General features: G+C 69.5%; 25 protein-coding genes. 21 read left to right on the top strand and 4 right to left on the bottom strand.

Features of this window, described 5'->3' with window-relative positions; all coding sequences use genetic code 11:
- Positions 1-146: 146 nt before the first annotated feature.
- The 18 genes from secA to FE263_RS17575 all read left to right on the top strand — a co-directional run bounded on the left by secA (position 147) and on the right by FE263_RS17575 (position 19341).
- Complete coding sequence (gene secA, locus FE263_RS17660; protein ID WP_138327358.1) at positions 147-2870, top strand: preprotein translocase subunit SecA; 2724 nt, start codon at positions 147-149, stop codon at positions 2868-2870.
- A gap of 19 nt (positions 2871-2889) precedes the next feature.
- A complete protein-coding gene (locus FE263_RS17655) occupies positions 2890-3639 on the top strand; it encodes a YebC/PmpR family DNA-binding transcriptional regulator (RefSeq protein ID WP_138327357.1) in 750 nt (249 codons plus the stop codon).
- Between the two features lie 7 nt (positions 3640-3646).
- Entirely contained in the window at positions 3647-4153 is a 507-nt protein-coding gene (gene ruvC / locus FE263_RS17650; RefSeq protein WP_138327356.1) for a crossover junction endodeoxyribonuclease RuvC, read from the top strand.
- Between the two features lie 31 nt (positions 4154-4184).
- Positions 4185-4784 (top strand): Holliday junction branch migration protein RuvA, encoded by a 600-nt coding sequence (ruvA, locus tag FE263_RS17645; RefSeq protein ID WP_138327355.1) that lies wholly within the window; start codon positions 4185-4187, stop codon positions 4782-4784.
- Positions 4781-5875, top strand: a complete 1095-nt coding sequence (gene ruvB, locus FE263_RS17640; protein WP_138327354.1) for a Holliday junction branch migration DNA helicase RuvB — start codon at positions 4781-4783, stop codon at positions 5873-5875. Before ruvA ends, ruvB begins: the two co-directional genes overlap by 4 nt.
- Before the next feature lie 3 nt (positions 5876-5878).
- Entirely contained in the window at positions 5879-6337 is a 459-nt protein-coding gene (locus FE263_RS17635) for a YbgC/FadM family acyl-CoA thioesterase (RefSeq protein WP_138327353.1), read from the top strand.
- A 129-nt stretch (positions 6338-6466) separates the two neighbouring features.
- A complete protein-coding gene (tolQ, locus tag FE263_RS17630) occupies positions 6467-7186 on the top strand; it encodes a protein TolQ (protein ID WP_138327352.1) in 720 nt (239 codons plus the stop codon).
- A gap of 9 nt (positions 7187-7195) precedes the next feature.
- Positions 7196-7660, top strand: a complete 465-nt coding sequence (gene tolR, locus FE263_RS17625; RefSeq protein ID WP_171034184.1) for a protein TolR — start codon at positions 7196-7198, stop codon at positions 7658-7660.
- Between the two features lie 37 nt (positions 7661-7697).
- The gene (locus tag FE263_RS17620) at positions 7698-8639 is read left to right on the top strand and encodes an energy transducer TonB (protein WP_240759852.1); all 942 of its coding nucleotides are present in this window, start codon (positions 7698-7700) and stop codon (positions 8637-8639) included.
- 26 nt (positions 8640-8665) lie between these two features.
- On the top strand, positions 8666-10021 hold the full coding sequence (gene tolB / locus FE263_RS17615; RefSeq protein WP_240759850.1) for a Tol-Pal system beta propeller repeat protein TolB: 1356 nt from the start codon (positions 8666-8668) through the stop codon (positions 10019-10021).
- A 201-nt stretch (positions 10022-10222) separates the two neighbouring features.
- A complete protein-coding gene (gene pal / locus FE263_RS17610) occupies positions 10223-10705 on the top strand; it encodes a peptidoglycan-associated lipoprotein Pal (RefSeq protein ID WP_138327348.1) in 483 nt (160 codons plus the stop codon).
- Between the two features lie 162 nt (positions 10706-10867).
- The gene (locus FE263_RS17605; RefSeq protein ID WP_240759848.1) at positions 10868-11746 is read left to right on the top strand and encodes a tetratricopeptide repeat protein; all 879 of its coding nucleotides are present in this window, start codon (positions 10868-10870) and stop codon (positions 11744-11746) included.
- A 56-nt stretch (positions 11747-11802) separates the two neighbouring features.
- Positions 11803-12990, top strand: a complete 1188-nt coding sequence (tilS, locus tag FE263_RS17600) for a tRNA lysidine(34) synthetase TilS (RefSeq protein WP_138327347.1) — start codon at positions 11803-11805, stop codon at positions 12988-12990.
- Positions 12991-13199: 209 nt separating this feature from the next.
- On the top strand, positions 13200-15134 hold the full coding sequence (ftsH, locus tag FE263_RS17595; protein WP_138327346.1) for an ATP-dependent zinc metalloprotease FtsH: 1935 nt from the start codon (positions 13200-13202) through the stop codon (positions 15132-15134).
- A gap of 66 nt (positions 15135-15200) precedes the next feature.
- On the top strand, positions 15201-16214 hold the full coding sequence (gene folP, locus FE263_RS17590) for a dihydropteroate synthase (RefSeq protein WP_138327345.1): 1014 nt from the start codon (positions 15201-15203) through the stop codon (positions 16212-16214).
- Between the two features lie 14 nt (positions 16215-16228).
- Complete coding sequence (glmM, locus tag FE263_RS17585) at positions 16229-17587, top strand: phosphoglucosamine mutase (RefSeq protein ID WP_138327344.1); 1359 nt, start codon at positions 16229-16231, stop codon at positions 17585-17587.
- Between the two features lie 31 nt (positions 17588-17618).
- Positions 17619-18425, top strand: coding sequence for a bifunctional hydroxymethylpyrimidine kinase/phosphomethylpyrimidine kinase (gene thiD / locus FE263_RS17580; RefSeq protein ID WP_138327343.1), 807 nt, complete (start codon positions 17619-17621; stop codon positions 18423-18425).
- Positions 18373-19341 (top strand): retroviral-like aspartic protease family protein, encoded by a 969-nt coding sequence (locus tag FE263_RS17575; RefSeq protein ID WP_171034183.1) that lies wholly within the window; start codon positions 18373-18375, stop codon positions 19339-19341. The genes thiD and FE263_RS17575 overlap by 53 nt, the downstream gene beginning before the upstream one ends.
- A gap of 63 nt (positions 19342-19404) precedes the next feature.
- Here FE263_RS17575 and FE263_RS17570 read toward each other — a convergent pair whose 3' ends face one another.
- Positions 19405-19623, bottom strand: coding sequence for a hypothetical protein (locus tag FE263_RS17570; RefSeq protein ID WP_138327341.1), 219 nt, complete (start codon positions 19621-19623; stop codon positions 19405-19407).
- 170 nt (positions 19624-19793) lie between these two features.
- Here FE263_RS17570 and FE263_RS17565 point away from each other — a divergent pair, with 170 nt between their 5' ends.
- Positions 19794-20486, top strand: a complete 693-nt coding sequence (locus tag FE263_RS17565) for a ribonuclease T2 family protein (protein WP_240759890.1) — start codon at positions 19794-19796, stop codon at positions 20484-20486.
- A gap of 18 nt (positions 20487-20504) precedes the next feature.
- On the opposite strand, the gene FE263_RS17560 is transcribed toward FE263_RS17565, so the two are convergent.
- Both FE263_RS17560 and FE263_RS17555 read right to left on the bottom strand, forming a co-directional pair.
- Entirely contained in the window at positions 20505-21389 is an 885-nt protein-coding gene (locus FE263_RS17560) for a DUF697 domain-containing protein (RefSeq protein WP_171034181.1), read from the bottom strand.
- Positions 21386-22774, bottom strand: coding sequence for a YcjX family protein (locus FE263_RS17555; RefSeq protein ID WP_138327338.1), 1389 nt, complete (start codon positions 22772-22774; stop codon positions 21386-21388). Before FE263_RS17555 ends, FE263_RS17560 begins: the two co-directional genes overlap by 4 nt.
- 212 nt (positions 22775-22986) lie before the next feature.
- On the opposite strand from FE263_RS17555, the gene FE263_RS17550 reads away from it, so the two are divergent.
- Entirely contained in the window at positions 22987-24003 is a 1017-nt protein-coding gene (locus FE263_RS17550; protein ID WP_138327337.1) for a glutamine synthetase beta-grasp domain-containing protein, read from the top strand.
- Between the two features lie 117 nt (positions 24004-24120).
- Here the strand turns inward: FE263_RS17550 and FE263_RS22210 are convergent, their stop codons facing one another.
- A complete protein-coding gene (locus FE263_RS22210; protein ID WP_171034180.1) occupies positions 24121-24273 on the bottom strand; it encodes a hypothetical protein in 153 nt (50 codons plus the stop codon).
- A 265-nt stretch (positions 24274-24538) separates the two neighbouring features.
- Here FE263_RS22210 and FE263_RS17545 point away from each other — a divergent pair, with 265 nt between their 5' ends.
- Positions 24539-26584, top strand: coding sequence for a phospholipase C (locus FE263_RS17545; protein ID WP_240759846.1), 2046 nt, complete (start codon positions 24539-24541; stop codon positions 26582-26584).
- Positions 26585-26594 lie beyond the last annotated feature (10 nt).

Genomic DNA, 26594 nt, shown 5'->3' with positions numbered 1-26594 from the left:
CGGGCACCGCCGTTGACCGGGGTGGGAGCGGGTCTTATCTCAAGGCGACTACTGATCCAGGTCGATCGGCCCGGGCTTCCGTATGCTGTGGGCTTCCGCATGCTGTGGATCGGCCGGCTCGGCTCGCGCCACCCCGGAAGGCCTTCATGTTCGCCAGTTTCGCCCGTGCCCTGTTCGGCTCAGCCAACGACCGGTCGCTGAAGGCGCACCAGCGCCGGGTGCCCGAGATCAATGCGCTGGAGCCGTCCATCCAGATCCTGGACGACGAGTCGCTGGCCGCCAAGACGGTGGAGTTCCGCACGCGTCTGGCCGCCGGTGCGAGCCTGGACGACCTGCTGCCCGAGGCCTTCGCGGTGGTGCGCGAGGCGTCGCGCCGGGTGCTCGGCATGCGGCATTTCGACGTGCAGCTGATCGGCGGCATGGTGCTGCATTCGGGCCGCATCGCCGAGATGCGCACCGGCGAGGGCAAGACGCTGGTTGCGACGCTCGCGGTCTATCTCAACGCGCTGGCCCAGCGCGGCGTGCACGTGGTGACGGTGAACGACTACCTGGCCCGTCGCGACGCCGAGGAGATGGGCCGGCTGTACGGCTTCCTGGGTCTCTCGACCGGCGTGATCGTGCCGAACCTCACCGACGACGAGCGGCGCGCCGCCTACCACTCCGACGTCACCTACGGCACCAACAACGAGTTCGGCTTCGACTACCTGCGCGACAACATGAAGTATCGCCTGGAGGACATGGTCCAGCGCGACTTCTCCTATGCGATCGTCGACGAGGTGGACTCCATCCTGATCGACGAGGCACGCACGCCGCTGATCATCTCGGGTCCGGCCGAGGACAGCTCGGACCTGTACCGCCAGGTCGACGAGGTGGTGAAGAAGCTGGTGCAGGACCCGGCTACCTACGACAAGGACGAGAAGTTCCGCACCGTCATCCTGACCGAGCCGGGCACCGAGACGGTCGAGCAGATGCTGTCCGATGCCGGCATCGTCACCGACGGCGCGCTGTACGACATCCACAACATCAGCGTGGTGCATCACGTGCAGCAGTCCCTGCGCGCACACACGCTGTTCGCGCGTGACGTCGACTACATCGTGCGCGACGGCAAGGTCGTCATCATCGACGAATTCACCGGCCGCATGATGGAAGGCCGGCGCTACTCGGAGGGGCTGCACCAGGCGCTGGAGGCGAAGGAGCATCAGGAGATCCAGCAGGAGAACCAGACGCTCGCCTCGATCACCTTCCAGAACTATTTCCGGCTGTACAAGAAGCTGTCCGGCATGACCGGCACTGCGATGACCGAGGCCGACGAGTTCGCCGAGATCTACAAGCTCGACGTGGTGGAGATCCCCACCAACGTGCCGGTCATACGCAAGGACCGTGATGACGAGGTGTACCTCAATGCCGCCGAGAAGTACAAGGCCGTCAGCAACCTGATCCAGGAGATCCACTCGACCGGGCAGCCGATCCTGGTCGGCACCACCAGCATCGAGAAGAGCGAGATGCTGTCGGAGCTGCTGAAGGAACGCCAGATCCGGCACAACGTGCTGAACGCGCGCTTCCACGAGATGGAGGCGACGATCATCGCGCAGGCCGGCGCGCCGAACGCGATCACCATTGCAACGAACATGGCCGGCCGCGGCACCGACATCAAGCTGGGCGGCAATGTCGACATGCGCATCAAGCAGGAACTCGGCGACATCGAGGATCCTGCCGAGCGGGCTGTGCGCGAGACGGCGCTGCGCGACCAGGTTGCCGACTGGCACGAGGTGGTCAAGGAGGCCGGCGGGCTGTTCGTGATCGGCACCGAGCGGCACGAGAGCCGTCGCATCGATAACCAGTTGCGCGGCCGTGCCGGGCGGCAGGGCGATCCGGGCGGGTCGCATTTCTTCCTGTCGCTGGAAGACGACCTGATGCGCATCTTCGGCTCCGAGCGCATGAGCGGCATGCTGCAGCGCCTCGGCCTGAAGGAGGGCGAGGCGATCGTCCACCCCTGGATCAACCGCGCGCTGGAGAAGGCGCAGAAGAAGGTCGAGGCGCGCAACTTCGACACCCGCAAGAACCTGCTGAAATACGACGACGTCATGAACGACCAGCGCAAGGAAGTGTATGCGCAGCGTCGCGAGTTCATGGCGGCGGCCGACGTCACCGAGATCGTGGCGCAGATGCGTCGCGAGCTGGTCGAGAGCCTGGTGTCGCGGCGCATTCCGGAGCGTGCGTTCGCCGAGCAGTGGGAAAGCAGCGAGCTCGCCGAGGACGTGCAGCGGCTGCTCGGCCTGAGCCTGCCGGTCGCCGACTGGGCCCGCGAGGACGGCATGGATGGCGAGCGCGTGGCCGAGCGCATCGAGCAGGCCGCCAATGCGGGGATGGCGGCGAAGGGCGAGGCATTCGGCGCCAACGTCATGCAGTATATCGAAAAGCAGCTGCTGCTCACGACGCTCGATGCAGTCTGGAAGGAGCATCTCCTGCTGCTCGACCAGTTGCGCCAGGGGATCGGCCTGCGCGCCTATGCGCAGAAGGACCCGCTGAACGAATACAAGCGCGAGGCCTTCAAGCTGTTCCACGGCATGCTGGACGAGATGCGCGAGCGCGTCACGGCGATGCTGGCGCGTGTCGAGCTGGTGCCGCCGGCGGAGGAGCCGTCGCCGTTCGAGCGCGTGGCACAGGAAGCGCCCCGTCCGTCCGGTGCGAGCTTCCTGCCGGAGCGCGGCGACACGCTGGTGATGGGGGGCGTCGGCGAGGCGCTGCTGCAGGAGGTGTCGGAGGCGTCGGAGACCCATCTCGCGGCCTGGGCCGACACGCCGCGCAACGCGATCTGCCCGTGCGGCTCGGGACGCAAGTTCAAGCACTGCCACGGCCGCGTGAACTGAGGGCGACGGATCAGAGACAATGGCCGGTCATTCCCAGTTCAAGAACATCATGCACCGCAAGGGCGCGCAGGATGCGCGTCGCGCGCGGCAGTTCGCGAAAGTTATCCGCGAGATCACGGTCGCGGCGCGCACCGGGCTGCCGGACCCGGGCTCCAACCCGCGGCTGCGCGGCGCGATGCTGGCGGCGCGCGAGATCAACATGCCCAAGGACACCATCGACCGCGCCATCAAGAAGGCGGCGGGCGCGGCAGCCGGCGACGACTATGTCGAGGTCCGCTACGAGGGCTACGGACCGGCCGGCGTCGCGGTGATCGTCGAGGCGCTGACCGACAACCGCAACCGCACCGCGTCCGACGTGCGCGCCGCGTTCTCCAAGCATGGCGGCAGCCTGGGCGAGAGCAACTCGGTGTCGTTCATGTTCTCCCGTCTTGGCGTGGTGCGCTATCCCGCCGGGGCCGCCGGCGAGGAGGCGATGCTGGAGGCGGCGATCGAGGCCGGCGCCGACAACGTGGAAACCGGCCCCGAGGGACACGAGGTCACCTGCGCGGTCGAAAGCTTCTTCGCCGTGCGCGATGCGCTGGAGGCGCGGTTCGGGCCGGCCGAGAGTGCCAGGCTGGATTGGCGCGCCGGCACCGTGGTGACGCTGGACGAGGAGCGCGGCGCCACCCTGCTGAAGCTCATCGACGCGCTCGAGGAGAACGACGACGTGCAGTCGGTGTATGCGAATTTCGAGCTGCCCGACGATGTCGCCGAGAGGCTTTCCGCCTGAGGGTCGCATGACCCTGATTGTCGGGATCGACCCCGGGCTGCGGTTCACCGGCTGGGGGCTACTGGAATCGACCGGCAACCGGTTGCGTCACGTCGCCGACGGGGTGATCGCCACCGACGGCGACGAACCGGTGCCGCTACGCCTGAAGATGCTGCACGACCAGTTGCAGGACCTGTTCTCGACGTTCTCGCCGGATGAGGCGGCGGTGGAGGAGACGTATGTGAACCGCAACGGCGCGGCGACCCTCAAGCTCGGCTATGCGCGTGGCGTGGCGTTGCTGGCACCGGCGCTGGCCGGCATCGCGGTCAGCGAATACGGCGCGATGGCGGTCAAGCGCGCGGTGGTCGGCACCGGGGCTGCCAGCAAGGAGCAGGTCGGCATGATGGTGCGCCGGCTGCTGCCCGGCGCCACCATCCGGCGCGCGGACGCCTCGGACGCGCTGGCGGTGGCGATCTGCCACGCGCACCACCGGCAGTCGAACCTGCGCATCGCCGCCGGGACCCGCATGGCATGACGGCTCACCCTGCCATGAACGTCCCTGCGTCATGATCGCCCTCCTGACCGGGCGCCTCGCGCAGGTCGAGGCCGATCGCTGCGTCATCGACGTGAACGGCGTCGGCTACCTGGTGCAGGCCTCGACCCGCACGCTCGCCGCGTTGCCGAGGCCGCCCGAGCCGGCCCGGGTGCTGGTCGAGACGGTCGTGCGCGAGGACGCGATCCTGCTGTACGGCTTCTCCGACAGCGCCGAGCGCGACTGGTTCCGGCTGCTGACCACTGTGCAGGGCGTCGGCGCCAAGGTGGCGCTCGGCATCCTGTCCGGCCTGTCGCCGCGCGACCTGATCGCGGTGATCGCGTCGGGCGACCGTTCCAGCCTGACCCGGCTGCAGGGGGTGGGGCCGCGTCTCGCCGACCGGCTGCTCAGCGAGCTGCGTGAGAAAGCCGGCGGCATGCCGACCGGCACGGGTGCCACCCTGGGCACGGTCGCCGGCGTCGGCACGGAGTCGGACGCCCTGGCTGCGCTGCTCGGCCTTGGCTTCCGCCGGCAGGAAGCGGCCCCTGCGGTGACCCGGGTGCTTGACCGGCTCGGCTCGGGTGCCTCTCTGGATACGGTGCTGCGTGACAGCCTGAAGGAGCTGGCGAAATGAGCGAGGCTCCCCGTACCGTCGACCAGCGCCGTCTCGACGAGGATGCCGCGGAGGCCAGCCTGCGTCCGCAGCACCTCGGCGAGTTCATCGGGCAGCAGGCCAGCCGCGAGAACCTCTCCATCTTCATCCAGGCAGCCCGCGGACGCGGCGAGGCGCTCGACCATGTGCTGCTGCACGGGCCGCCCGGGCTCGGCAAGACCACGCTGGCGCAGATCGTGGCCCGCGAACTCGGGGTGGGGTTCCGCGCGACCTCCGGTCCGGTGATCCAGCGCGCCGGCGACCTCGCGGCCATCCTGACCAACCTGCAGCCGCGCGACGTGCTGTTCATCGACGAGATCCACCGCCTGCAGCCCGCCATCGAGGAGGTGCTGTATCCGGCGATGGAGGATTTCCAGCTCGACCTGATCATCGGCGAGGGCCCGGCGGCGCGCTCGGTGCGCATCGACCTGTCTCCGTTCACGCTGGTGGCGGCGACCACCCGCGCCGGGTTGCTGGCGACGCCGCTGCGCGACCGCTTCGGCATTCCGCTGCGGCTGGTGTTCTACACCGCCGCCGAGCTGCGGCTGATCGTCTCGCGTGGCGCCGAGAAGCTGCGGTTCGCGCTGACCGACGATGGCGCCGAGGAGATCGCGACCCGTAGTCGCGGCACGCCGCGCATTGCCGGCCGGCTGCTGCGGCGGGTGCGCGATTTCGCCTCGGTCGGACGCAGCCCCGACCGGCCGGTCGACCGCGTGCTCGCCGACGCCGCGCTGTCGCGGCTCGAGGTCGACAAGCTTGGGCTCGATGCCATGGACCGGCGCTACCTGCGGCGCATTGCCGAGCACCACCATGGCGGCCCGGTCGGGGTCGAGACGCTGGCGGCGGCGCTGGCCGAGGCGCGCGACACCCTGGAGGACGTGGTGGAGCCGTTCCTGATCCAGGAGGGACTGGTGCTGCGGACCAGCCGCGGACGCATGCTCGGGGAACGCGGCTGGCGGCATCTCGGCCTGGTGCCGCCGCCGCCGCAGCCGGGACAGCTCGACCTGCTGTCCGAGCCTGTCACGTCCGGGCCCATCACGTCCGGGCCCATCGAGTCCGGGCCGGAGTCCTGAACGATGCGGCACGTGTTCCGCCAGCGGGTCTACTACGAGGATACCGACGCCGGCGGGGTGATGTACCACGCGCAGTATCTCGCCTTTGCCGAGCGCGCCCGCACCGAGGCGATGCGCTGGCTCGGCCTGCCGGTCTCGACGCTGCTGCGCGAGCACGGCATCGGCTTCGTGGTGCAGCGCGCCTCGGTGATGTACCGGCGCCCGGTGCGACTCGATGACGAGGTCGAGGTCATCACCACGCTGCGCGAGCTGACCGCGGCGCGCATGCGGCTCGACCAGGCGATCCGCGGCACCGCGGAGTCGGGCGGCGATCTGAAGGCCATGCTTGAGATCGACCTTGCCTGCATCCAGGTCGACACCCTGCGCCCGTCGCGCATCCCGGCGCACTGGCGTGACCTGCTGGCGCAACTTGCCGACACCGAGAATGCGTCCGCCGACGGCGGGGATGCGTCTCACAAATGATCTGTGACGGCGCCTGTCTGGTTTGTAACTCTGGTTGAACAGAGTCCGCTTCTGCTTTGGCCGGGAAGGCTTTAAGCAAGCGCGCGTCGGCTAATCCGGAGATCACGATGGCGGTTGTTGGAGGCGGTGTTGGATCGCGCGGTTGATGCGGTGAACCTTGGCGCTGCCGCCGCCGGCGACCTGTCGCTCTGGGGCCTGTTCATCCAGGCTTCCGTGGTCGTGAAGCTGGTGATGATCGGCCTGGTGCTGGCCAGCGTCTGGGTCTGGGCGATCATCTTCGAGAAGACCATCTCGCTGCGCCGCGCCAACAAGCAGGCAACGGCGTTCGAGGACCGGTTCTGGTCCGGCGGCTCGCTCGACGACCTGTACGAGACCGAGGGCGCCAAGCCCGCCCATCCGATGGCCGCCGTGTTCGGCGCCGCGATGGGCGAATGGCGCCGCTCGGCCCGGGTCAAGGGCGTCGATCTCAGCCGGGGCAGCGTGCAGGAGCGCGTCGACCGGGCGATGGGCATCACCGTGACCCGCGAGCTCGAGCGCATGGAGCGCTGGATGATCTTCCTGGCGTCGATCGGCTCGGTGGCGCCGTTCATCGGCCTGTTCGGCACCGTCTGGGGCATCATGCATTCGTTCTCGGCGATCGCTGCCATGCACAACACCAACCTTGCCGTCGTCGCCCCGGGTATCGCGGAAGCACTGTTCGCCACCGCCATCGGCCTGGTCGCCGCCATCCCGGCGGTGCTCGCCTACAACAAGATCAGCTCCGACCTGGGGCGTTTCGCCGCCCGGCTGGAAGCGTTCGGCACCGAGTTCGGCGCCATCCTGTCGCGCCAGTCCGAAGAGCGGGCCTGAGCCATGGCGATGTCGATGGGGCCAGGCGGCGGCGGCAGGCGGGGCGGCCGGGGCCTCGGTGGCCGCCCCCGGCACCGTCCGATGTCGGAGATCAACGTCACCCCGCTGGTCGACGTCATGCTGGTGCTGCTGATCATCTTCATGGTGACCGCGCCGCTGATGACCAGCGGCGTCAATGTCGACCTGCCGAAGACCAGCGCGCAGCAGGTCAATGCCGACACCAAGCCGATCACCGTCACCATCAAGGCGGACGGCTCGCTGTTCATGGGCGACGACGCGGTGACCACCGACGAGCTGGTGGCCAAGCTGCAGGAGGCGGCGAAGAACGACCCGACGCATCGCATCTTCGTCCGTGGCGACCAGCATATCGACTACGGGCGGGTGATGGACGTCATGGGCCGCATCACCTCGGGCGGCTTCACCCATGTCGCGTTGCTGGCGGAAGCGCCCGCCGGCCAGTCCCCCAGCCACTGAGTCTTTCCGCATGGCGGCGCTCCTTCCAGAAAATCCGATGCTCCGCCGGGGGGTCTATGTCTCCGGCGGCCTGCATCTGCTGGTGCTGCTGTCGCTGATCGTGGTGCTGCCGGTCGGCAAGCCGCCGGAACCGCCGGAGCCGCCGGCGGTCGAGATGGATTTCACTGGACCGCCGGCCGCCTCCGCGCGCGCCGACCAGGCCAATCCGTCGCCACAGCCGCCGGCGCCGGTGCCTAACCCGGCGCCGCCCAGCCCGACACCGCCCGAGCACCTGCCGGTCGAGGAGGCGCCCCCACCGCCACCGCCGCCGCCACCGGTGCCGCCGCCGCCCGAGGTGGCGCCGCTCACCTTGCCGCCGCTGCCGACGCCACCGAAGCTGCAGGCGCCTTCGCCCGACAGCGTGCGTGCGCCGCCGCCGGTGCCGAGCCCGCCGTCGCCGTCGCAGGCGCCAAGCCCGCCGTCGCCGTCGACGCTGCCCGCCCTGCCGCAGAAGATGGCGCTGCCGTCGCACCTGACGCAGCCGAACCCGACGAGGAATGCGGCAGCCGACACCCATTCGCTGCTGGCGACGCTGGAGAAGTTCCGCGCCGACCAGAAGCAGACGCACGCGCCGGCCGCGCACGCCAACCCGGCCCAGGGGGGTGCGCCGACACGCGGACGCGACATCACCTCGTCGCTGAGCGCCGGTGACCAGCACGCCATCGCAGGTTCGGTGCGGCGCTGCTACGCCGAGGACACCGAGGCCCGCAACTATGCGCAGTTCCAGGCGCACCTGACGGTCACCGTGGATGCCACCGGCGAGGCGCGGATGGTGCAGTTCTCCCCCGCCGACCAGGGCCGGATGGCGGCCGATCCGTCCTATCGGGCGCTCGCCGAGCGGGCGCGGGCGGCGGTGATGAACCCGACCTGCGCGAAGCTGCCGCTGCCGGCGTCGCAGCTCGGCGCGGTGCACCAGATCAAGTTCGTCTTCCGGCCCTGATGGTCGCGATACAGAGGATGCAGACGATGGCTTCTGAGTTCTTCCCGACGCGCCGGACGATGATCGCGGGCTCGATCGGCACCGGCCTGGCGGCATCGCCGCTGAGTGCGTTCGCGCAGTCCGGACCCGGGGCAGCACCGGCATCGCCGAATGCCCCGGGTGCCGCCGAGATCACCGTCGACCAGGCGCACACGGCACCGATCCCGATCGCGATCCCGTCCTTCGGCCCCGGTATCGGCGACCAGATCACCCAGGTGATCAGCGACGATCTGGGCGGCAGCGGCCTGTTCCGCGTGCTCGGCAGCGCGGCGTCGGCGGGCGGGTCCGGCACGCCCGACTTCTCGTCCTATCGCAGCATCGGCGCGCAGGCGCTGGCGGCCGGCAATGCCTCCGCCGGGGGTGATCTGCGCGTCGAGTTCCGGCTGTGGGACGTGCTCGCCGGCCAGCAGATCCAGGGCACCGCCTACACCACCAGCGCCGCCAACTGGCGCCGCATCGCGCACAAGATCGCCGACGTGATCTACCAGCGCATGCTCGGCGAGAAGGGCTACTTCGACACCCGCATCGCCTATGTGGCGCGCTCGGGTCCACGCGGGCGGCAGCAGACGCGCCTTGCGATCATGGACCAGGACGGCGCCAACAGCCGGTATCTCACCAGCGGGCGCTGGCTGGTGCTGACGCCGCGCTTCCATCCGACGCGCGACGAGATCGCCTTCATGAGCTACGCCAACGACCGGCCGCGGGTGTACCTGTTCGACCTCGCCAGCGGCCGCGAGGAGGTGCTGGGCGAGTTCGAGGGCATCAGCTTCGCGCCGCGCTTCTCACCCGACGGCGGCTCGGTGGTGCTGTCGGCGACACGCGGCGGCGGCTCGGACATCTTCCGCGTCGATCTCGCCAGCCGGTCGTCGACGCGCCTGACCAGTTCGGGCTCGATCGACACCAGCCCGTGCTTCAGCCCGGACGGCTCGCAGATCGTGTTCAATTCCGATCGCGGCGGCAGCCCGCAGCTCTACGTCATGAGCGCGTCGGGCGGCGCAGCGCGGCGCATCAGCTACGGATCGGGCCAATATGGTTCACCGGTCTGGTCGCCCAGAGGCGACCTGATCGCCTTTACCCGGATCGGCGGCGCCGGCTTCTCGATCGGGGTGATGATGCCCGACGGCACCGGCGAACGGATCCTGACCCAGGGCTTCACGGTCGAGAGCCCGACCTTCTGTCCGAATGGCCGGGTGATGGCCTATTGCCGGCAGAGCGCCGCGGGGGCGGGGGGCGCCGGCTTCTCGACCAGCCTCGCCACCATCGACATCGCCGGGTTCAACGACCATGCCCTGCGAATGGCGGGCGGTGCGTCCGATCCCGCCTGGTCGCCGATCAACGGGTGACGTCCGAAGCCTGAACGGGTGGCCTTTGCGGGGCAGGGGCGGCATTGCAATTGCGACACGGCCCGGGAGAAACGCGCGACGCCGAAACATCCGGTGCTCGCGCGACTTGACCGGATGCGAAACGACACCGTAATTCGCGAATGGTTAACGCTCGGTTGCTTTGACCCGTTTGACGCTCTCGAACTCCTCAGGAACCTGACCATGAAACTGAAGCTTCTCGGCGCCATCGGGCTGGCCGCCATGCTCGCCGCCTGCTCCGGCGAGAATGCCAACACCGGCGCTGCGTCCGGCATGGGCGCTTCCGCCGCTCCGACCGGCGCCGCCGCGCCGGGCAGCGAGGCCGACTTGGTCGCCAATGTCGGCGACCGTGTCTACTACGCGCTGAACGAGAGCACCCTGTCGTCCGACGCTCAGGGCACGCTGGATCGCCAGGCCGCGTGGCTCGCGCGCTATCCGCAGGTCACCATCCAGGTCGCCGGCAACTGCGACGACCGTGGCACCGAGGAGTTCAACATCGCGCTCGGCGAGCGTCGCGCCAATGCGGCGCGCGACTACCTGGTGTCGAAGGGCGTTTCCGCCGGCCGCATCACCACGATCTCCTACGGCAAGGACCGCCCGACTGCGCTCGGCGACGACGAGCAGTCCTGGCAGCAGAACCGCAACGCCATCACGGCGGTGCACTGACGCTCCCCCGGGCGGCCGCGGCCGCCCATCGGACAGTTGGATCGGGTGACGGCCGGACGCTTATCGTCCGGCCGTTGCTGTCTTAGGTTGCCGGCAATGGCATGCCCCTGGGCTCCCCCGGGGCGGCCAAGGCGAACTTGACGGCGGATCGGGATATTCTTCATGCGGAACGCGTGCATCGGCGCCTGGGCCTCGGCACTGGCTGCCCTTCTTGTCGCCACCGGCCTCTCGGGGGGTGTCGCCCGCGCCCAGCTGGACAGCCGCGAGGCGATCTCGCTGCAGAACCAGATCCTCGAGCTGCGGCACGAGATGCAGATGCAGTCCGGCGGCAGCGAGCCCGGTGCGCCGCCGATGTCCGGGGATACCGGGGCACCGTCCAGCACAAGCGTCGACCAGGGCGCCGCATCGCCGCTGACGTCGCAGCTGCTCGACCGGGTCTCGACGCTCGAGGCCCAGGTGCGTGACCTTCGCGGCCAGCTCGACCAGCTCAGCAACCAGGTGCAGCAACAGAATGCAGCCCTGAGCAAGCAGATCGGCGACATGAACTTCGCCCTGCAGCAGGGCCATCCCGGGGCGTCGTCGGGCGGCGACGAGAACGGGCCCGCGACGGCCCCGGTGCCAGCGGCGCCCCGGCCGGACAACCGCGCACCCGAGCGGCGTACGCCGGAGATGGCTTTGCAGCAGGGCAATGCGGCGCTGGCGCGTCGTGACTATGCCGGCGCACAGGCTGCGGCGCGCGAGGTGCTGGCAGGGCCGAGGGGGCCGCGGCAGACCGATGCGCAGTTCCTGCTGGCGCAGTCGCTCGCCGGGCAGCGGCAGTTCCAGCAGGCCGCCACCGCCTACTATGATGTGTATAGCCACGCGCCGCACTCCGGCCGGGCGCCGGACGCGCTGCTTGGCGTGACGGCGTCGCTGCTGGCGCTGGGCGACAAGACCGACGCCTGCCAGGCGCTGCAGAAGCTGCACAACGAGTTCCCGTCACCGCAGCCGCGCGTCCGGGCCGCGTCGTCGTCGTTGCGCAACCGCGCCGGCTGCCGCTGAACCGGGCGGGCCAGGTTCATCGAGAGGCGCTGGGCGAGGCCGAGTTCGCCGCCCTGATGCGGCCCCTTGGGCCCTGGGGTGGCGTCGAACGGCTCGCCGTCGCGGTGTCGGGCGGTGCCGACTCGCTCTGCCTGGCGGTGCTGGCATGGCGCTGGGCCGCGGGTGCCGGAGCAGGGTGCCTGGGGCTCATCGTCGATCATGGCCTGCGCGACGGGTCCGCGGCCGAGGCCGTGGAGACGGCCGGTCGGCTCGCCGGCATCGGCATGGCAAGCCGGATCCTGCGGGTGGAGGGTCTCGATCGGGGGCCGGGTCTCGCCGCCCGGGCGCGCGAGGCCCGCTACGCCTTGCTGGCACAGGCCTGCCGTGAGGCCGGCATCGTCGATCTGCTGGTCGGCCACCATGCCGGCGACCAGGCGGAGACAAGCCTGATGCGCCAGCGCGCCGGCAGCGGCCCGGACGGCCTCGCCGCCATGCCGCTGGTGCTGGAAACGCACGACCTGCGGCTGCTGCGGCCGCTCCTGCCGGCAGCGCCGGAGCGGCTGCGCGCGACCCTGCACGCGTGCGGGATGCAGTGGATCGAGGACCCTTCGAACCGCGACCCGGTGGCGCTGCGCAGTCGACTGCGGTCGGAACTGGCGGCATCGGATGTCCCGACGCGCGAAGCGTTGCTGCGGGGCACGCTGCAAGCGGGCGGCGATCGAATGCGGCGCCGGCGCCGGCTGGCTGCAGAGCTCGCCGAAGGGTCGATGCTGCGGCCGGAAGGTTTCGCGCTGCTGCCGGCGGTGCTGCCGGCGCCCGGCGCGCTGGCGGCGCTGATCCGTACCGTGGCCGGCGCCGCGCATCTGCCGCCGGCCGGGGCGGTCGAGGATCTCGTCGCACGCTCGCGGGCGGCGACGCTGTGGGGCACCCGGCTGCTGCCGGCCGGGCGGCTCGGCCCAGGCTGGCTGCTGGTCCGCGAGGCGGATGCAGTGCAGGCGCCGCTACCGGCCGGCGACGGCGTGCTGTGGGACGGACGGTTCCGCCTGCGTCTGAACGCTGCGCCGCTTCCCGCCGGCGCCATGATCGGCGCCGCCCCGGCCCGGCAAGCAGGACGTGCACGAACCGTCCCTGCGGCTGTGCGCGCCGGCATGGCGACGCTCATCGACGAGGGCGGCGATGAACTGGCGCTGCCTGCGGGAGCAGGCTTCGTCTTCGAGCCTCGCCTGCCGGCGGTGGTGGACGCGCTCTTCGCGATGTCCCGCTAGGGCGATGTTCACCTTTTAAGCGCATGGTGCGGGCCGGCGGGGCTTTCCGGTGTTGCACCGCGTCCCATGTAATGCTTGCCTCAGGCGCTAATTCCCCAACCCCCGGGGACCTCGGATCGTCCGATTGCTCGACTTCGATGGTCGGCACGGGGTAATCCAGGTTGTGCGCCTGTCGGGCAGGGACCTGTGACTGTGGAAACGCAACACCGATGAGTAATTTTGGCCGCAACCTGGCGCTCTGGGTCATCATCGCGGTGATGCTCGTGCTGCTGTTCAACGTATTCCAGCCGGGCAGCGGCCAGCATGCCTCGCAGCAGCTCGCCTATTCCGATTTCATCGGCGACGTGAATGGCGGCCGGGTGCGGCAGGTCACCATCCAGCAGCACAACGTCACCGGCACGCTGACCGACGGCACCAGCTTCGAGACATACCTGCCGGAAGATCCGACCCTGGTGCCGCGCCTGACCGAGAAGGGCGTCGAGGTCATTGCCAAGCCCGAGGACAGCGACGTCAACCCGCTGCTGCGCTACCTGCTGCAGTGGCTGCCGATGCTGCTGCTGATCGGCGCCTGGTTCTTCGTGATGCGCCAGATGCAGTCCGGCGGCGGCCGCGCGATGGGCTTCGGCAAGTCCCGCGCCCGCATGCTGACCGAGAAGCAGGGCCGCATCACCTTCGACGACGTGGCCGGCATCGACGAGGCCAAGCAGGAGCTGCAGGAGGTCGTGGACTTCCTCAAGGACCCGCAGAAGTTCCAGCGCCTCGGCGGCAAGATCCCGAAGGGCGTGCTGCTGGTCGGCCCTCCCGGCACCGGCAAGACGCTGCTGGCGCGCGCCATCGCCGGCGAGGCCAACGTGCCGTTCTTCACCATCTCCGGCTCGGACTTCGTCGAGATGTTCGTGGGCGTCGGCGCGTCCCGCGTGCGCGACATGTTCGAGCAGGGCAAGAAGTCGGCGCCCTGCATCATCTTCATCGACGAGATCGACGCAGTGGGCCGGCATCGCGGCGCCGGCCTGGGCGGTGGCAACGACGAGCGCGAGCAGACGCTGAACCAGATGCTGGTCGAGATGGACGGCTTCGAGAGCAACGAGGGCGTCATCCTAATCGCGGCGACCAACCGTCCCGACGTGCTGGATCCCGCGCTGCTGCGGCCCGGCCGGTTCGACCGCCAGGTGGTGGTGCCGAACCCGGACGTGAACGGGCGCGAGAAGATCCTGCGCGTGCACATGCGCAAGGTTCCGCTGGCCTCCGACGTCGAGCCCAAGGTGATTGCGCGCGGCACGCCGGGCTTCTCGGGTGCGGATCTCGCCAACCTGGTGAACGAGGCGGCGCTGCTGGCGGCGCGCCTCGGCAAGCGTACGGTGGCGATGAGCGAGTTCGAGAACGCCAAGGACAAGGTGATGATGGGCGCCGAGCGCCGGTCGCTGGTGATGAGCGAGGAGGAGAAGCGCCTCACCGCCTACCACGAGGGCGGCCACGCGCTGTGCGCGCTGTACGAGCCGGAGAGCGACCCGCTGCACAAGGTGACGATCATCCCGCGTGGCCGTGCGCTCGGCGTCACCTTCAGCCTGCCGGAGAATGACCGGCTGTCGGAGAGCCGGGCCTACCTGAAGGGCCTGCTGGTCAAGATCATGGGTGGCCGCGTTGCCGAGGAGCTGATCCTGGGACCGGAGAAGGTCACCGGTGGCGCGTCCAGCGACATCAAGCAGGCGACGCGGGTGGCTCGCATGATGGTCACCGAACTCGGCATGAGCGACAAGCTCGGCATGATCTCCTATGGCGACAACAGCCAGGAGGTGTTCCTGGGCCACTCGGTAACCCAGAACAAGAACGTGTCGGAGCAGACCGCGCGCGAGATCGAGGCCGAGGTCAAGGCGATGATCGACGCCGGCTACAACCGCGCCAAGGAGATCCTGGTCAGCCACATCGACGAGCTGCACCTGCTGGCCAACGGGCTGCTCGAGCACGAGACCCTGTCCGGCGCCGAGGTGCGGCAGGTGCTGCGTGGCGAGAAGGTGGTCCGCACGGTGATGGACGAGCCGATGCCGGACAGCCGCCGTGCGTCGGTGCCCAGCACGGGTGGCTTCCGTCCCGATCCGGCACCGCCGCCGGGTGGCGGGCTCGGTCCGGCGCCACAGCCGGGCTGAACCACCAGTCGATCCGGAGCTGGAGCGAGGCGGGACCCGGGTCCCGCCTTTTGCTTGTACGGGATCATGCAGAAACTCATCGAACCGCTCGGCCTGCTGACCGGGCCGGAGGCGACCGCCGCGATCGCCGCCCGCCTCGCCCTGCCACTGCAGGGAGGGGGAGCTGCCTTCACCCTCGCACGCCTGATCGGCGCCTCCGAGGAGTGCGTCGTTCCGGTGCATGCCGTGCCGCCGGACTGGCAGGCATCGCTCCACCTGGTCTCGTCGCCGCCGCCGCCTGCCGGCCTGCCTGCCGGGCCGCTGGTGATGGGCATCCTCAACGTGACGCCGGACAGCTTCAGCGACGGTGGCCGGCACCTGGCGAGCGCGGATGCGATCCGGGCGGGCATGGCGATGATCGAAGCCGGCGCCGACCTGCTAGATATCGGTGGCGAGAGCACCAGGCCGGGCGCCGGATTGGTGGCACCGGATGTCGAGCAGGAGCGCATCCTGCCGGTGGTCGAGGCGCTGGCTGGCCATGTCGCGCTTTCGGTCGATACCCGCAACGCCGCCACCATGCAGGCGGCGCTGGCGGCCGGGGCGACGCTGATCAACGACGTCTCCGCGCTGGCGCACGATCCGGCCGCCGCCGGCACGTTGGCAGGCGATGCCTGCGCGGTCGTGCTGATGCACATGCGCGGCACTCCCGCCACCATGACCGGGCTGACCCGGTATGAAGACGTCGCGGTCGATGTCGTGCGTGAACTCGCCCTGCGCGTCGATGCGGCGGTGGCGGCCGGCATCGGCCGCGAGCGCATCCTGGTCGATCCGGGCATCGGCTTCGCCAAGACCGACGCGCAGAACCTGGAAGTGCTGCGCCGGCTGCCCCTGATTGCCAATCTCGGACAGCGCGTGCTGCTCGGCGTGTCGCGCAAGCGCTTCGTCGGGACCATCGGTGGGGCTGCGCACGCTGCGTCGCGCGATCCCGGCACCATCGCCGCCAGCCTGCGCGGGCTCGACCTGAGCGGATGCATCCTTCGTGTGCATGATGTCGCAGGGATGGTGCAGGCGCTGCGCGTCTGGCAGGCGATCCGCCTCTAGGCTAATTTGCCTGCATGGACGCCATTCGCAAACTCTTCGGCACCGACGGCATACGCGGCACCGCCAACACCGACCCGATGACGGTCGAGGTGGCGCAAAGACTGGGCCAGGCGGCCGGCCTGCGCTTCCGGCGCGGCACCCACCGGCATCGGGTCGTGCTCGGCAAGGACACCCGCCTGTCCGGCTACATGATCGAGTGTGCGCTGGTTTCCGGCTTCCTGTCGTCGGGCATCGACGTCACCCTGGTCGGCCCGCTGCCGACGCCGGCGATCGCCATGCTGACCCGCAGCCTGCGCGCCGATCTCGGGGTGATGATCTCGGCATCGCACAATGCCTTCGAGGATAACGGGATCAAGCTGTTCGGGCCGGATGGGTTCAAGCTCTCCGACGAGGCGGAAGCCGAGATCGAGACCCTGATGCGCAGCGATCTTGGCGGGCAGCTGGCGGCGCCGGACATGATCGGCCGTGCCTCGCGGCTGACCGACGCCGCCGGGCGCTACATCGAGAGCGCCAAATCCTCCTTCCCGCGCGGCCGCCGCCTCGACGGCCTGCGGATCGTCATCGATTGCGCCAACGGCGCCGCCTACCGCGTGGCACCGACGGCGCTGTGGGAGCTGGGCGCGGAGGTGATCCGCATCGGCTGCGTGCCGGACGGGCTGAACATCAATCGCGACTGCGGATCGACCAGCCCGGCGGCGCTCAGTGCGGCGGTGCTGGAGAACCGCGCCGACCTCGGCATCGGTCTCGATGGCGACGCCGACCGGCTGGTGGTGGTGGACGAACAGGGACGCACCATCGACGGCGACCAGATCCTGGCGCTGATCGCGACCTCCTGGCAGCAGGCCGGGCGTCTGGAGGGTGGCGGCGTGGCGGCCACGGTGATGTCGAACATGGGTCTCGAGCGGCACCTTGCCACACTGGGCCTCGGCCTGGAGCGTACCGCGGTGGGCGACCGCTACGTGGTGGAGCGCATGCGCGAGCTGGGCATGAACCTTGGGGGCGAGCAGTCCGGCCACATGGTGCTGTCGGAGTTCGCCACCACCGGCGACGGGCTGATCGCCGCGCTGCAGGTGCTGTCGGTGCTGGTGGAGCGCGGCCAGCCCGCCAGCGAGATCTGCCGCATGTTCACGCCGTTCCCGCAGAAGCTGCGCAACGAGCGCTTCGCCGGCGTCTCGCCGCTGCAGGACCCGTCGGTGCTGGAGGCGCGCCGCTGGGCCGACGACCTGCTCGGCAAGCGCGGCCGGCTGCTGCTGCGCGAGAGCGGCACCGAGCCGCTGGTGCGCGTGATGGCGGAAGCCGAGGACGCGGCGCTGGTCGACGAGGTGGTCGACCGGCTGTGCGAGACGATCCGGCGCGCCGCGGTTCCCGCATGAACGCCCCGGACATGCGGGACAGGCCGGTCCGGTGAAGGGACGCGTCCTGGTCATCGCCGGCAGCGACTCCGGAGGTGGCGCCGGCATCCAGGCCGACATCAAGACCATCACCGCACTCGGCGGCTATGCCGCGACCGCGATCACGGCGCTGACCGCGCAGGACACCAACGGCGTGCACGGCGTCATGCCGGTGCCGCCCGGTTTCGTCGGGCAGCAGATCGATTGCGTCGTCCGGGACATCGGTGCCGATGCCTTCAAGACCGGCATGCTTGACCGCGTCGAGATCATCGAGCTGGTGGCGGACCGGATCGAACTGCATCCCGGGCTTGCGTTCGTGCTCGACCCGGTCATGGTGGCAAAGGGCGGGGCACGGCTGCTGGCGATGGATGCGGTCGGCAGTCTCAAGGGCCGGCTGGTGCCGCTGGCCAGCGTGATCACACCGAACGTGCCGGAAGCCGAGGTGCTCGCCGGGCGCTCGATCCGGTCGCTGGACGAGATGAAGGCGGCGGCCGAGGGGCTGCTGGCCCTCGGCGCGCCGGCGGTACTGCTCAAGGGCGGTCATCTCGACGGCGACGTGGTCATGGATCTGCTGGCGACCCGGGACGGCGTCGAGATGTTCGAGGCGCCGCGCATCGTCACCCGCCACACCCACGGCACCGGCTGCACGCTGGCCAGCGCGATCGCCACCGGCCTTGCCCAGGGGATGACCCTGCGGCAGTCGGTGCTGCGCGGCCGCGCCTATGTCCGCACCGCCATCCGCAACGCCCCGGGCTATGGAGCCGGACATGGGCCGCTCGACCACGGCATCACCATCGATCCGGCACGGCTGGATTACTGAACGGACCATGCTGGTCCGGCTGCTGGCGATCATGCTGCCGACCTTGCTGCCGGGCCTGCTGGCTGCCTGCGCCGAGAGCGCGTCCGGTCCGCCGGCCTGCCGGATCGATCGCGTCGCGGACCTGCCGATCGTGCCCGGCACGCGCCTGCCGGCGGTGCGGGCGACGCTCGAGGGCGAGCCGGTGCTGTTCTACATCGACACCGGTGCGGCGATGACCATCCTGACCCGCTCGACGGCGGATCATTTCGGCTTCCGCGGCGCGTCGGACAGGCGCATCGGCCTCGGCGGCATCGGGGGTGTCGTCGAGGCGCCGGTGGTGGCCGTCCGTCGGCTCGATCTCGGTCATGGAGTGGCGCGTGACATCCAGATGCCGGTGGCCAGCGATTTCGGGCCACCGGTGCAGGGGCTGCGGGTCGCGGGCCTGTTCGGCGCCGACTTCCTGTCGAACTACGATGTCGACCTCGATGTACCGGGCCATCATTTCGCCCTCTACGATCTGAGGCAGTGCCGCGGCGAACTCCGGCCACTCGACGCCGCCTTCGACATCCCGATCCGCCTGGAGAGCACGCGCATCGAGTTGCAGGCGATGCTGAATGGCCACCCGATCGACGCCGTGCTGGATAGCGGCGCCGTCGGCACCCTGGTCACCGAGGACGATGCCGCGCGCGCCGGAGTGACCCGCCAGATGCTGCGGTCCGATCCGGCGGTATTCGCGATCGGCGTCGACGAGGAACGTCTGCGGTCGCACCGGCATCGCTTCGACACGCTCGAGATCGGCGACGAGACGATGCGCAACTACAGGTTCACTGTGTCGGACACCGATTTCACGCTGATCGGCGAGGACTTCCTGCGGTCGAACCATGTCTGGATCTCGTATCCGCGGCGTCGTCTCTTCGTGCAGCCGAAGATCCGTTGACCGGATCCGCCAGGTGCGAAGGGCCGGCCCCTGCGGACCGGCCCTCCTTCGAGCCGCTGCGGCTCAGTAGTAGCGCCAGAAGCGGCGATGATGCGGGCCGTAGTCCCACGAACGATGATGCCAATGGTGGCCATGCCAGTAATAGTGTGGCCCGGCCCAGCCGGGCGGCGGCGGCGGATACGGCTGCGCCGAAGCGCTGACTGCCGGCGCGATGCAGGCGGCTGCAAGAGCTGCTGCAGCGATGACGCGACCGGCGCGCGCCACTAACGTCTTTGGCTTCATTCGTGCCCCCTTTCGGCATGGTGCTTGCGCGGGATAACGGGCAATTACCAGGAGTGTTCCCCCCCGCAGCCCGGGTTTACGAAATGATTCCGAAACGATCAAGCCGGCCGATCTGTACGTCCCTGTCCCTGGGCAGGGGGCCTTGCGCGGCCGGTATCCTGGTGCTGGCAATGCTGGCCGCCTTGCCGTCCGGCGGGATGGCGATCGCCGCATCGCAATGCGCCGTGCCGCAGGACCTGCGGCCGGCCCCACCTCGCCCCCCGCGCGCGGACGAGGTGCATCCCGACATCCCGGTCACCCACTACATCCTCGCCTTGAGCTGGGCGCCGGCCTGGTGCCGGACCGGCGCCGGACGCCGCGCCGGCGAGCGTGGCGACGCCGAATGCAGCGATCCGTCGCGCGGCTTCGTGCTGCACGGCTTCTGGCCGAACGGCGACGACCGCCAGCATCCGCAATATTGTGCTCCCGCCGGCCCGATCGACATCGCGACGCTGCGCATGGCGTGGTGCATGACCCCGTCCGCGTCGCTGCTGCAGCACGAATGGGCGGCGCACGGCACCTGCGGCTGGCAACGCCCGGCCGACTACTTCGCCCGCGAGGCGTCGATCTGGAACCGGCTGTCGCTGCCGCCGGCGGGAAGCCTGGCGGGGCGGGTGCTGACGGCCGGCCAGTTGCGCGCCTCGCTGGCGGCGGCCAATCCCGGCCTGCCTGCTGACGCCGTGGCGGTCCGGCTCGATCACCGGCAGCGGCTGCGCGAGGTCGATCTCTGCTACGGACGGAGCTTCGCGCCGGTGCCCTGTGCGCGAGGCGAGCGGGGGACGCCGGACCCGGTCATGCTGCGTGTGAGCGCCATGCTGCAGTAGGATCCGCGATGGCGGGTGTCATGCCGGCGGCAGCGGACTGCAGGCCACCGCGGTGGCGCGCGCCAGGACGGTCATGCGACGCGCGGCGACTGCGCCACCTGCCATCTCGCCCGCCAGGTGCGCCAGCAGCGGCGTGCTCAGCGCCGCATGGGCCACCGTGTTGACCGCGACCTCGGTGACGGCGGCGGCACCGGCAGCCAGTGCCGAACGCCGCAGCAGCGCGAGGGTGCCGAACAGGCCTGGACGCATCCCGTAGACGGCCGCGACCTGCCGGATCAGCCGCAGGCCGCGCCAGCTCACCAGCACCACCACCAGGGACGGCGCCGGCGTCGCCGCCATGCCGGCCACGACCTGCAGCGCCGCCCGCCGGCCGAGCGTGTCCGACGCCGCCCGCAGCCGGGCTTCCACGCCGGCACGCAGCAGCGGCACGATGGCGTCCGGGTCGTTCAGGGCCGCCAGCGACGGCAGCAGCGCCTCGCCGCCATCGACCTGCTGCAGCCAGCGCCGTGCCGCCCGGGTGCGGACCAGCGCATCGCCCGAGGCCAGCTCCTGGCGCAGCCGGTCGACGCTGCGCAGCCGCAGCAGGCTGCGCAGCTCGCGCGCCACGCCGGACAGGATCAGCCCGAAGCCGAGCACCGCGACGGCGAGGGTGATCCAGCCGAGCACCCGGCCGCGGTCGAACTCGGCGGCAACGAAGTTGCCGGTCTGCAAGGCGGCCAGGCCGAGGGCAAGGATCGCCGCCCCTCCCAACGTCAGGGCGGGCGTACTCCAGCGCACCGGATCGGCATCGGCGGCGACGGCAGCCGGCAGCGCCTCGCGGGCAGGCGGCTCGAGACGCGCGGCATGGCCAGGCTCTGCCTCGATGCGCGGCAGGATGCGGGTCGGCAGGCCGGGATCGGTCACAGCAGGTCCTCCAGCAGCCAGGCGAGCAGCGCCTCGAGGCCGATGTTGGGGACGCCGAGGCGGCCCTGGCCGGGCAGCCGCATCGGCTCGAATTCGGGCAGGGTCAGGAACGGATGCGCCCAGAAGGCGGCGTCCGGCGCCCGGTCCGGGACTTCGCCGGGATAGGAGCGGGTCATCTGCCGTTCGCCGAGGATGCGGCCGCGCACCGCCGAGACCGGATGTCCGTCCAGCGCCCAGACGATGTCCTCGGTGCATCGGACCGAGGCGATCGCAAAGCCGGCGCTATGCCCGTCATTGCCGCGCGCCGGAAGCGCGGCGATGCTGCGGACCAGCTGGGCGAGGTTGCCGCGCTGGCGTTCGGCGACATGGTCCGCCTTGCTGGCGGCAAAGGCGACCCGGCGCACCACGCGTGGCGGCATCTGCAGCCGGGCGAGGGCGGTCATCGCGCTCCCGGCCTGTTCCAGCCAGGAGCCGCGCCAGCGCAGCGCTTCCGCCGCCGCCGACAGCGCCGCCTGCGCATCGGCGAATGCAACCGGGCCCGCATGCAGCGCGCCGAGCAGGTCGGCGAGCACGATGAGCCGGTCCATGTCGCCGAACAACGGCGAGACCAGGGCCTCGCGAACCGCCTGCACGTAGGCGTCGTAGCGTCGCTCCAGCAGGCTGGCGAGGCCGCCGCCGCCGCGGAACGGAAAGAAGATCTCCCACGGCGGTGTGGCGCCGGGGGCCGGCATCAGGAAACGACCGGGCTGCAGCAGCGACATCCCGGCCTCGTCGCGCAGCCGGCGCAGCAGCGTGCGATACAGTCCGTGTCCGGCTTCGGCGAGGGTGTCGTCGGCGGCGGCACGGGCCGGCAGGCCCGACGCGAAGGCCAGGAAGTCGCGCGCCAGCGGCGCCAGTTGCGGCTGCTCGAGGCGGGCGAAGGTGGCGCGCGAGAACTCCGCGAAGCTCTGGCCGAGCAGCGGCAGGTCGAGCAGCCACTCGCCAGGATAGTCGAGCAGCTCGAGCCGGACCTGGCGCGGCGGCAGCGGCGGCGCGCCGAGCTCGAGATCCAGCGCCAGCAGCGAGACCTGATTGGTGCGGCCGGGCCAGTGCGGCGCGTCGGCTGCGAGCGCTGCCAGGTGCCGGACGTGGTCGAAGCGCGGCAGCGGTCCGGCGCCGCTGGGGGCGATGCGGACGCGCCGGATCCTGCCGCCCAACGCCCCCGAAGCCAGCGCGTCCGGCGCCAGCAGGGTGGCCGCGAGGGCGGTCAGCAACACGGTCTTGCCGGCACGCGCCAGGCCGGTGACCCCGACGCGCACCACGCGCGGCCGCACATAGTCGAGCGGGTGCAGCCATCGCGCACTCCGGCTCATCGTCTCCCAGTTCGGCAAGGCCCAGTTCGGCACGATGCTGCATGTCCTCGGGTGGCGATGGCTTCAGCTCAGCGCATCAAGCATGCCCGGGTTGTGCGGCTGCGGCGACCCATCGGTATGGATGGAAGCGGACGGCCCGGGTTTGGCATGGAACATGCTCAGCAACCGCGTCCCCTTGAAGTCGACGGGGCTGCCAGGACCTCCTGGTGTTCTCGCTTCACGACAGGAAATGAGAAGCATACTAAATGACAAAGTATAAGCTCGAGTACCTCTGGCTGGACGGCTACACGCCGGTCCCGAATATTCGCGGTAAGACGCAGATCAAGGAGTTCGACAGCTTCCCGACGCTGGAGCAGTTGCCGCTCTGGGGTTTCGATGGCAGCTCGACGAAGCAGGCCGAAGGCGGCAGCTCCGACTGCGTGCTGAAGCCGGTGTCGCTGTTTCCCGACAGCCAGCGCAAGAACGGCATCATCGTGATGTGCGAGGTCATGATGCCCGACCTGACGCCGCATCCATCGAACATGCGCGCGACCATTCTCGATGATCCGGGCGCCTGGTTCGGCTTCGAGCAGGAGTATTTCTTCTATCGTAACGGCCGTCCGATCGGTTTCCCGGAGAGCGGCTATCCGGCGCCGCAGGGCCCGTACTACACCGGTGTCGGCTACAGCAATGTCGGCGACATGGCGCGCAAGATCGTCGAGGAGCATCTCGACATCTGCCTGGATGCCGGCATCAACCACGAAGGCATCAATGCCGAGGTGGCCAAGGGCCAGTGGGAATTCCAGATCTTCGGCAAGGGTTCGAAGAAGGCCGCCGACGAGATGTGGGTGGCACGTTACCTGCTGCAGCGCCTGACCGAGAAGTACGGCGTCGATATCGAGTATCACTGCAAGCCGCTGGGCAACACCGACTGGAACGGCTCCGGCATGCACGCCAACTTCTCGACCACCTACCTGCGCGAAGTCGGCGGAAAGGAATATTTCGAGAAGCTGATGAAGGCGTTCGCCGACACTCGCGAGGACCATATCGCGGTCTACGGGCCGGACAACCATCTGCGCCTGACCGGCCTGCACGAGACGGCCTCGATCCACAGCTTCAGCTATGGCGTGGCCGACCGCGGCGCCTCGATTCGGGTGCCGCACAGCTTCGTCAACAACAACTACCGCGGCTATCTCGAGGATCGCCGGCCGAACTCGCAGGGCGACCCGTACCAGATCGCCTCGCGCATCCTGAAGACGGTCGCCTCGGTGCCGACCGCCTGATACCCCCGCGTCCGCGGCGCCGGCTGATGTCGGTGTCGCGGGCTGTGCCCGGCGCGTTTGCCTATAATTGAAGCAGATGCGCAGGCAGACGCCTGGGTGCAGAGCGCGGGCCGGTGATCAGGCCGCGAGGTCGAGGCGGAGGGCCTGCGAGTAGATCCTGACCTCTTCCAGCAGTTCCTTCGCCTTGGCCGGACTGCCGTGTTCGAGCTGCGTCCTGACCTGCGCCATCTTGCTCTCGACGATGGCGAGTAGGTGCGGTGCGTCGTTCATTGTGCTTTCTCCGATACCACGATCCAAGCTGGCATTACCCTCCCAAGTTGCAGGGGTAGCAACCCGAGCGTGTCGACAGCAGGCATGTCTTGGCGGCAGGGCTTCGCGTTGGGTGACATGCCATATCAAGACGGTATCGAAACGTCTCGGAAGTGTAATCGCGCGGTGCTTTTCTGAGACGGAGCAACGACCTATCCAGAGGCCGCATACCAAGCCCCTGAGGTCAGCACCCATGTCTCCACGTGTCAGACTAACCTGCACCAGCATGATCACGGCGGTATCGCTGGTCATGCAGCCGCTCGCGGCCTGCGCAGCCGGAGTGCAGGCGCAGTTCGCCTCGCAGACCAGCAACGACGCCTCCATGGTCGTCATCGGGCCGGCCTCCAGCGGCGCGGTAATGGCCCGGGCGCACTCGCCCGCCGGCGAGCCGGTGCTGTCGCATGCCCAGAAGCTTGCCCTGCTGCGGAAGAACGTGAAGTACGTGTTCGTGCTGTTCCAGGAGAACCGCTCGTTCGACTTCCACCTTGGCACCTTCCCTGGCGCCAACGGCCTGTTCAGCCAGCCTGCCGCGCAGACGCCGGGCTTCACGCAGCCGATCGTGAACACCGACGGCAGCGTCGGCACGATCTCGCCGTTCCTGATCCCAGCCACGGTGAAGGACGTCAACGGCAAGACGGTGCCGATCTATCCGCAGGATACCGCCTCGGTCGATCATTCGCATACCGGCATCAACAACTCGCTCGACTTCCTCAACGGGGTCGCCAAGAACGATCGCTACGCGCTCGACGAGGAAGGGCTGACCACCAAGGGCGGCCAGATCGTCTCGATGTCGACCGGTGTCGCCGCGACCAGCAACCCGACGCTTGCGGCGAAGCAGACCGCCGAGCTCGCGGTGAGCCACATCGACTGCAACACGGTGCCGTTCCTGTGGCAGTTCGCCGACCGCTTCACGCTGTTCGACGCCATGCACCAGACCATCATCGGGCCGTCCTCGCCGAACGCCATCTCGATGATCGCCGGCCAGTCCGGCGTGACGCAGTGGGCGCTGCACCCCAGCACCGGCAGCAACAACACCAACCCGGTGGTGGCCGCGACCGGCGGCGAGCCGGTGATCGGCGATAACGGACCCTATGCCGGCTCGAACTACGACACCTCGGCGGTCAAGCCGCCATACGGTCCGAACGACGAGAGCCCGGCGACGCCTGACCTCAACCAGACCTATGCGAGCCTGCCGCTCTCGTTCCTCGGCAAGCAGATCGAGAAGACGATCCAGACCGACCAGAACCCGGCGCTGGACCTGATCGACGTGCAGGATGACATCCGCACCATCGCCAGCCAGCAGGTGGCACCCACCAACTGGGGCTGGTACCAGGAAGGCTATGACACCGAGCCGACCGATACCAACGGCGTCGATAGCCACGCGACCTACATCACGCACCACAATGCACCGCAGTATTTCGGCTATGTCGGCGACAACCCGGCCGTCGCCAGCAACCTGCACGGCCTCGGCGACTTCTACACCGCCGTGTCCAAGCAGACGCTGCCCTCCGCCGGCGGCGTGTTCTACGTGCGTGGCGGCTACGGCAACAACGACAACCTGAAGCCGGTCGATCCCAACCCCGCGGTGCAGTCCGCCTTCCCCGGCAGCGACGACCATCCGGGCTACTCGGACACGCAGATCGCCGAGACTCTGCTGGCCGACGAGGTGAATGCGATCGCGGCGTCCCCGTACTGGAAGAACAGCGCGATCATCATCACCTACGACGAGACCGACGGTCTCTACGACCACACCCAGCCGCTGGTCCGGCAGCTCGATCCCGAGGGCAACCCGCTCTCCGGCGGCCCGCGCATCCCGCTCATGATCATCTCGCCGTTCAGCCGGGTGCACGCGATCAGCCACGAGTACGCGGAGCACAGCTCGGTCATCAAGTTCATCAACGAGCTGTTCAGGCTGACGCCGCTCGCCAACCTGCCCGACGAGGTCAAGGGCGTGGCGCTCGGCAAGCAGGAGTTCGGCCAGAGCGATCTCGGCCCGGCCGACGGCGCCAGCAGCCCGGTGGGCAACCTGTTCTCGGCTTTCGACAATTCCCGCCTGACCGGCCAGATCGCACCGCTGCCGGCTGAATACGCCGAGATCCCGGTCTCGATCGCGCACACGCTGCCGCACTACGGCGGCAACGGCTGCACTGCTCTCAACATCATCCCGACCGACTACGCCACCGGCAAGCTGATCGACCCGGCGCCGTCGGACTTCAACCCGCGTCCCAGCGTCACTCCCGGCATTCCGACCTCGGGTACCTGGACTCCGTGATCCGATACGG

The sequence above is a fragment of the Lichenicoccus roseus genome (genome assembly GCF_005844085.1).
Lineage (GTDB): Bacteria > Pseudomonadota > Alphaproteobacteria > Acetobacterales > Acetobacteraceae > Lichenicoccus > Lichenicoccus roseus.
The sequence above is the reverse complement of the archived record's forward strand: the minus strand, read 5'-3'. Positions and strand labels throughout refer to the sequence as shown.

Excerpts from the sequence above, each read along its gene's own strand:
- tolR (WP_171034184.1), top strand. The coding sequence starts at position 7,196 with ATGTCGATGGGGCCAGGCGGCGGCGGCAGGCGGGGCGGCCGGGGCCTC.
- pal (WP_138327348.1), top strand. The coding sequence starts at position 10,223 with ATGAAACTGAAGCTTCTCGGCGCCATCGGGCTGGCCGCCATGCTCGCC.
- tilS (WP_138327347.1), top strand. The coding sequence starts at position 11,803 with ATGCGGCCCCTTGGGCCCTGGGGTGGCGTCGAACGGCTCGCCGTCGCG.
- FE263_RS17550 (WP_138327337.1), top strand. The coding sequence starts at position 22,987 with ATGACAAAGTATAAGCTCGAGTACCTCTGGCTGGACGGCTACACGCCG.
- FE263_RS22210 (WP_171034180.1), bottom strand. The coding sequence starts at position 24,273 with ATGAACGACGCACCGCACCTACTCGCCATCGTCGAGAGCAAGATGGCG.
- secA (WP_138327358.1), top strand. The coding sequence starts at position 147 with ATGTTCGCCAGTTTCGCCCGTGCCCTGTTCGGCTCAGCCAACGACCGG.
- FE263_RS17620 (WP_240759852.1), top strand. The coding sequence starts at position 7,698 with ATGCTCCGCCGGGGGGTCTATGTCTCCGGCGGCCTGCATCTGCTGGTG.
- ruvC (WP_138327356.1), top strand. The coding sequence starts at position 3,647 with ATGACCCTGATTGTCGGGATCGACCCCGGGCTGCGGTTCACCGGCTGG.
- FE263_RS17545 (WP_240759846.1), top strand. The coding sequence starts at position 24,539 with ATGATCACGGCGGTATCGCTGGTCATGCAGCCGCTCGCGGCCTGCGCA.
- folP (WP_138327345.1), top strand. The coding sequence starts at position 15,201 with ATGCAGAAACTCATCGAACCGCTCGGCCTGCTGACCGGGCCGGAGGCG.
- FE263_RS17635 (WP_138327353.1), top strand. The coding sequence starts at position 5,879 with ATGCGGCACGTGTTCCGCCAGCGGGTCTACTACGAGGATACCGACGCC.
- FE263_RS17570 (WP_138327341.1), bottom strand. The coding sequence starts at position 19,623 with ATGAAGCCAAAGACGTTAGTGGCGCGCGCCGGTCGCGTCATCGCTGCA.
- FE263_RS17605 (WP_240759848.1), top strand. The coding sequence starts at position 10,868 with ATGCGGAACGCGTGCATCGGCGCCTGGGCCTCGGCACTGGCTGCCCTT.
- FE263_RS17575 (WP_171034183.1), top strand. The coding sequence starts at position 18,373 with ATGGGCCGCTCGACCACGGCATCACCATCGATCCGGCACGGCTGGATT.
- ruvA (WP_138327355.1), top strand. The coding sequence starts at position 4,185 with ATGATCGCCCTCCTGACCGGGCGCCTCGCGCAGGTCGAGGCCGATCGC.
- tolB (WP_240759850.1), top strand. The coding sequence starts at position 8,666 with ATGGCTTCTGAGTTCTTCCCGACGCGCCGGACGATGATCGCGGGCTCG.
- ftsH (WP_138327346.1), top strand. The coding sequence starts at position 13,200 with ATGAGTAATTTTGGCCGCAACCTGGCGCTCTGGGTCATCATCGCGGTG.
- ruvB (WP_138327354.1), top strand. The coding sequence starts at position 4,781 with ATGAGCGAGGCTCCCCGTACCGTCGACCAGCGCCGTCTCGACGAGGAT.
- glmM (WP_138327344.1), top strand. The coding sequence starts at position 16,229 with ATGGACGCCATTCGCAAACTCTTCGGCACCGACGGCATACGCGGCACC.
- FE263_RS17655 (WP_138327357.1), top strand. The coding sequence starts at position 2,890 with ATGGCCGGTCATTCCCAGTTCAAGAACATCATGCACCGCAAGGGCGCG.
- FE263_RS17565 (WP_240759890.1), top strand. The coding sequence starts at position 19,794 with ATGCTGGCCGCCTTGCCGTCCGGCGGGATGGCGATCGCCGCATCGCAA.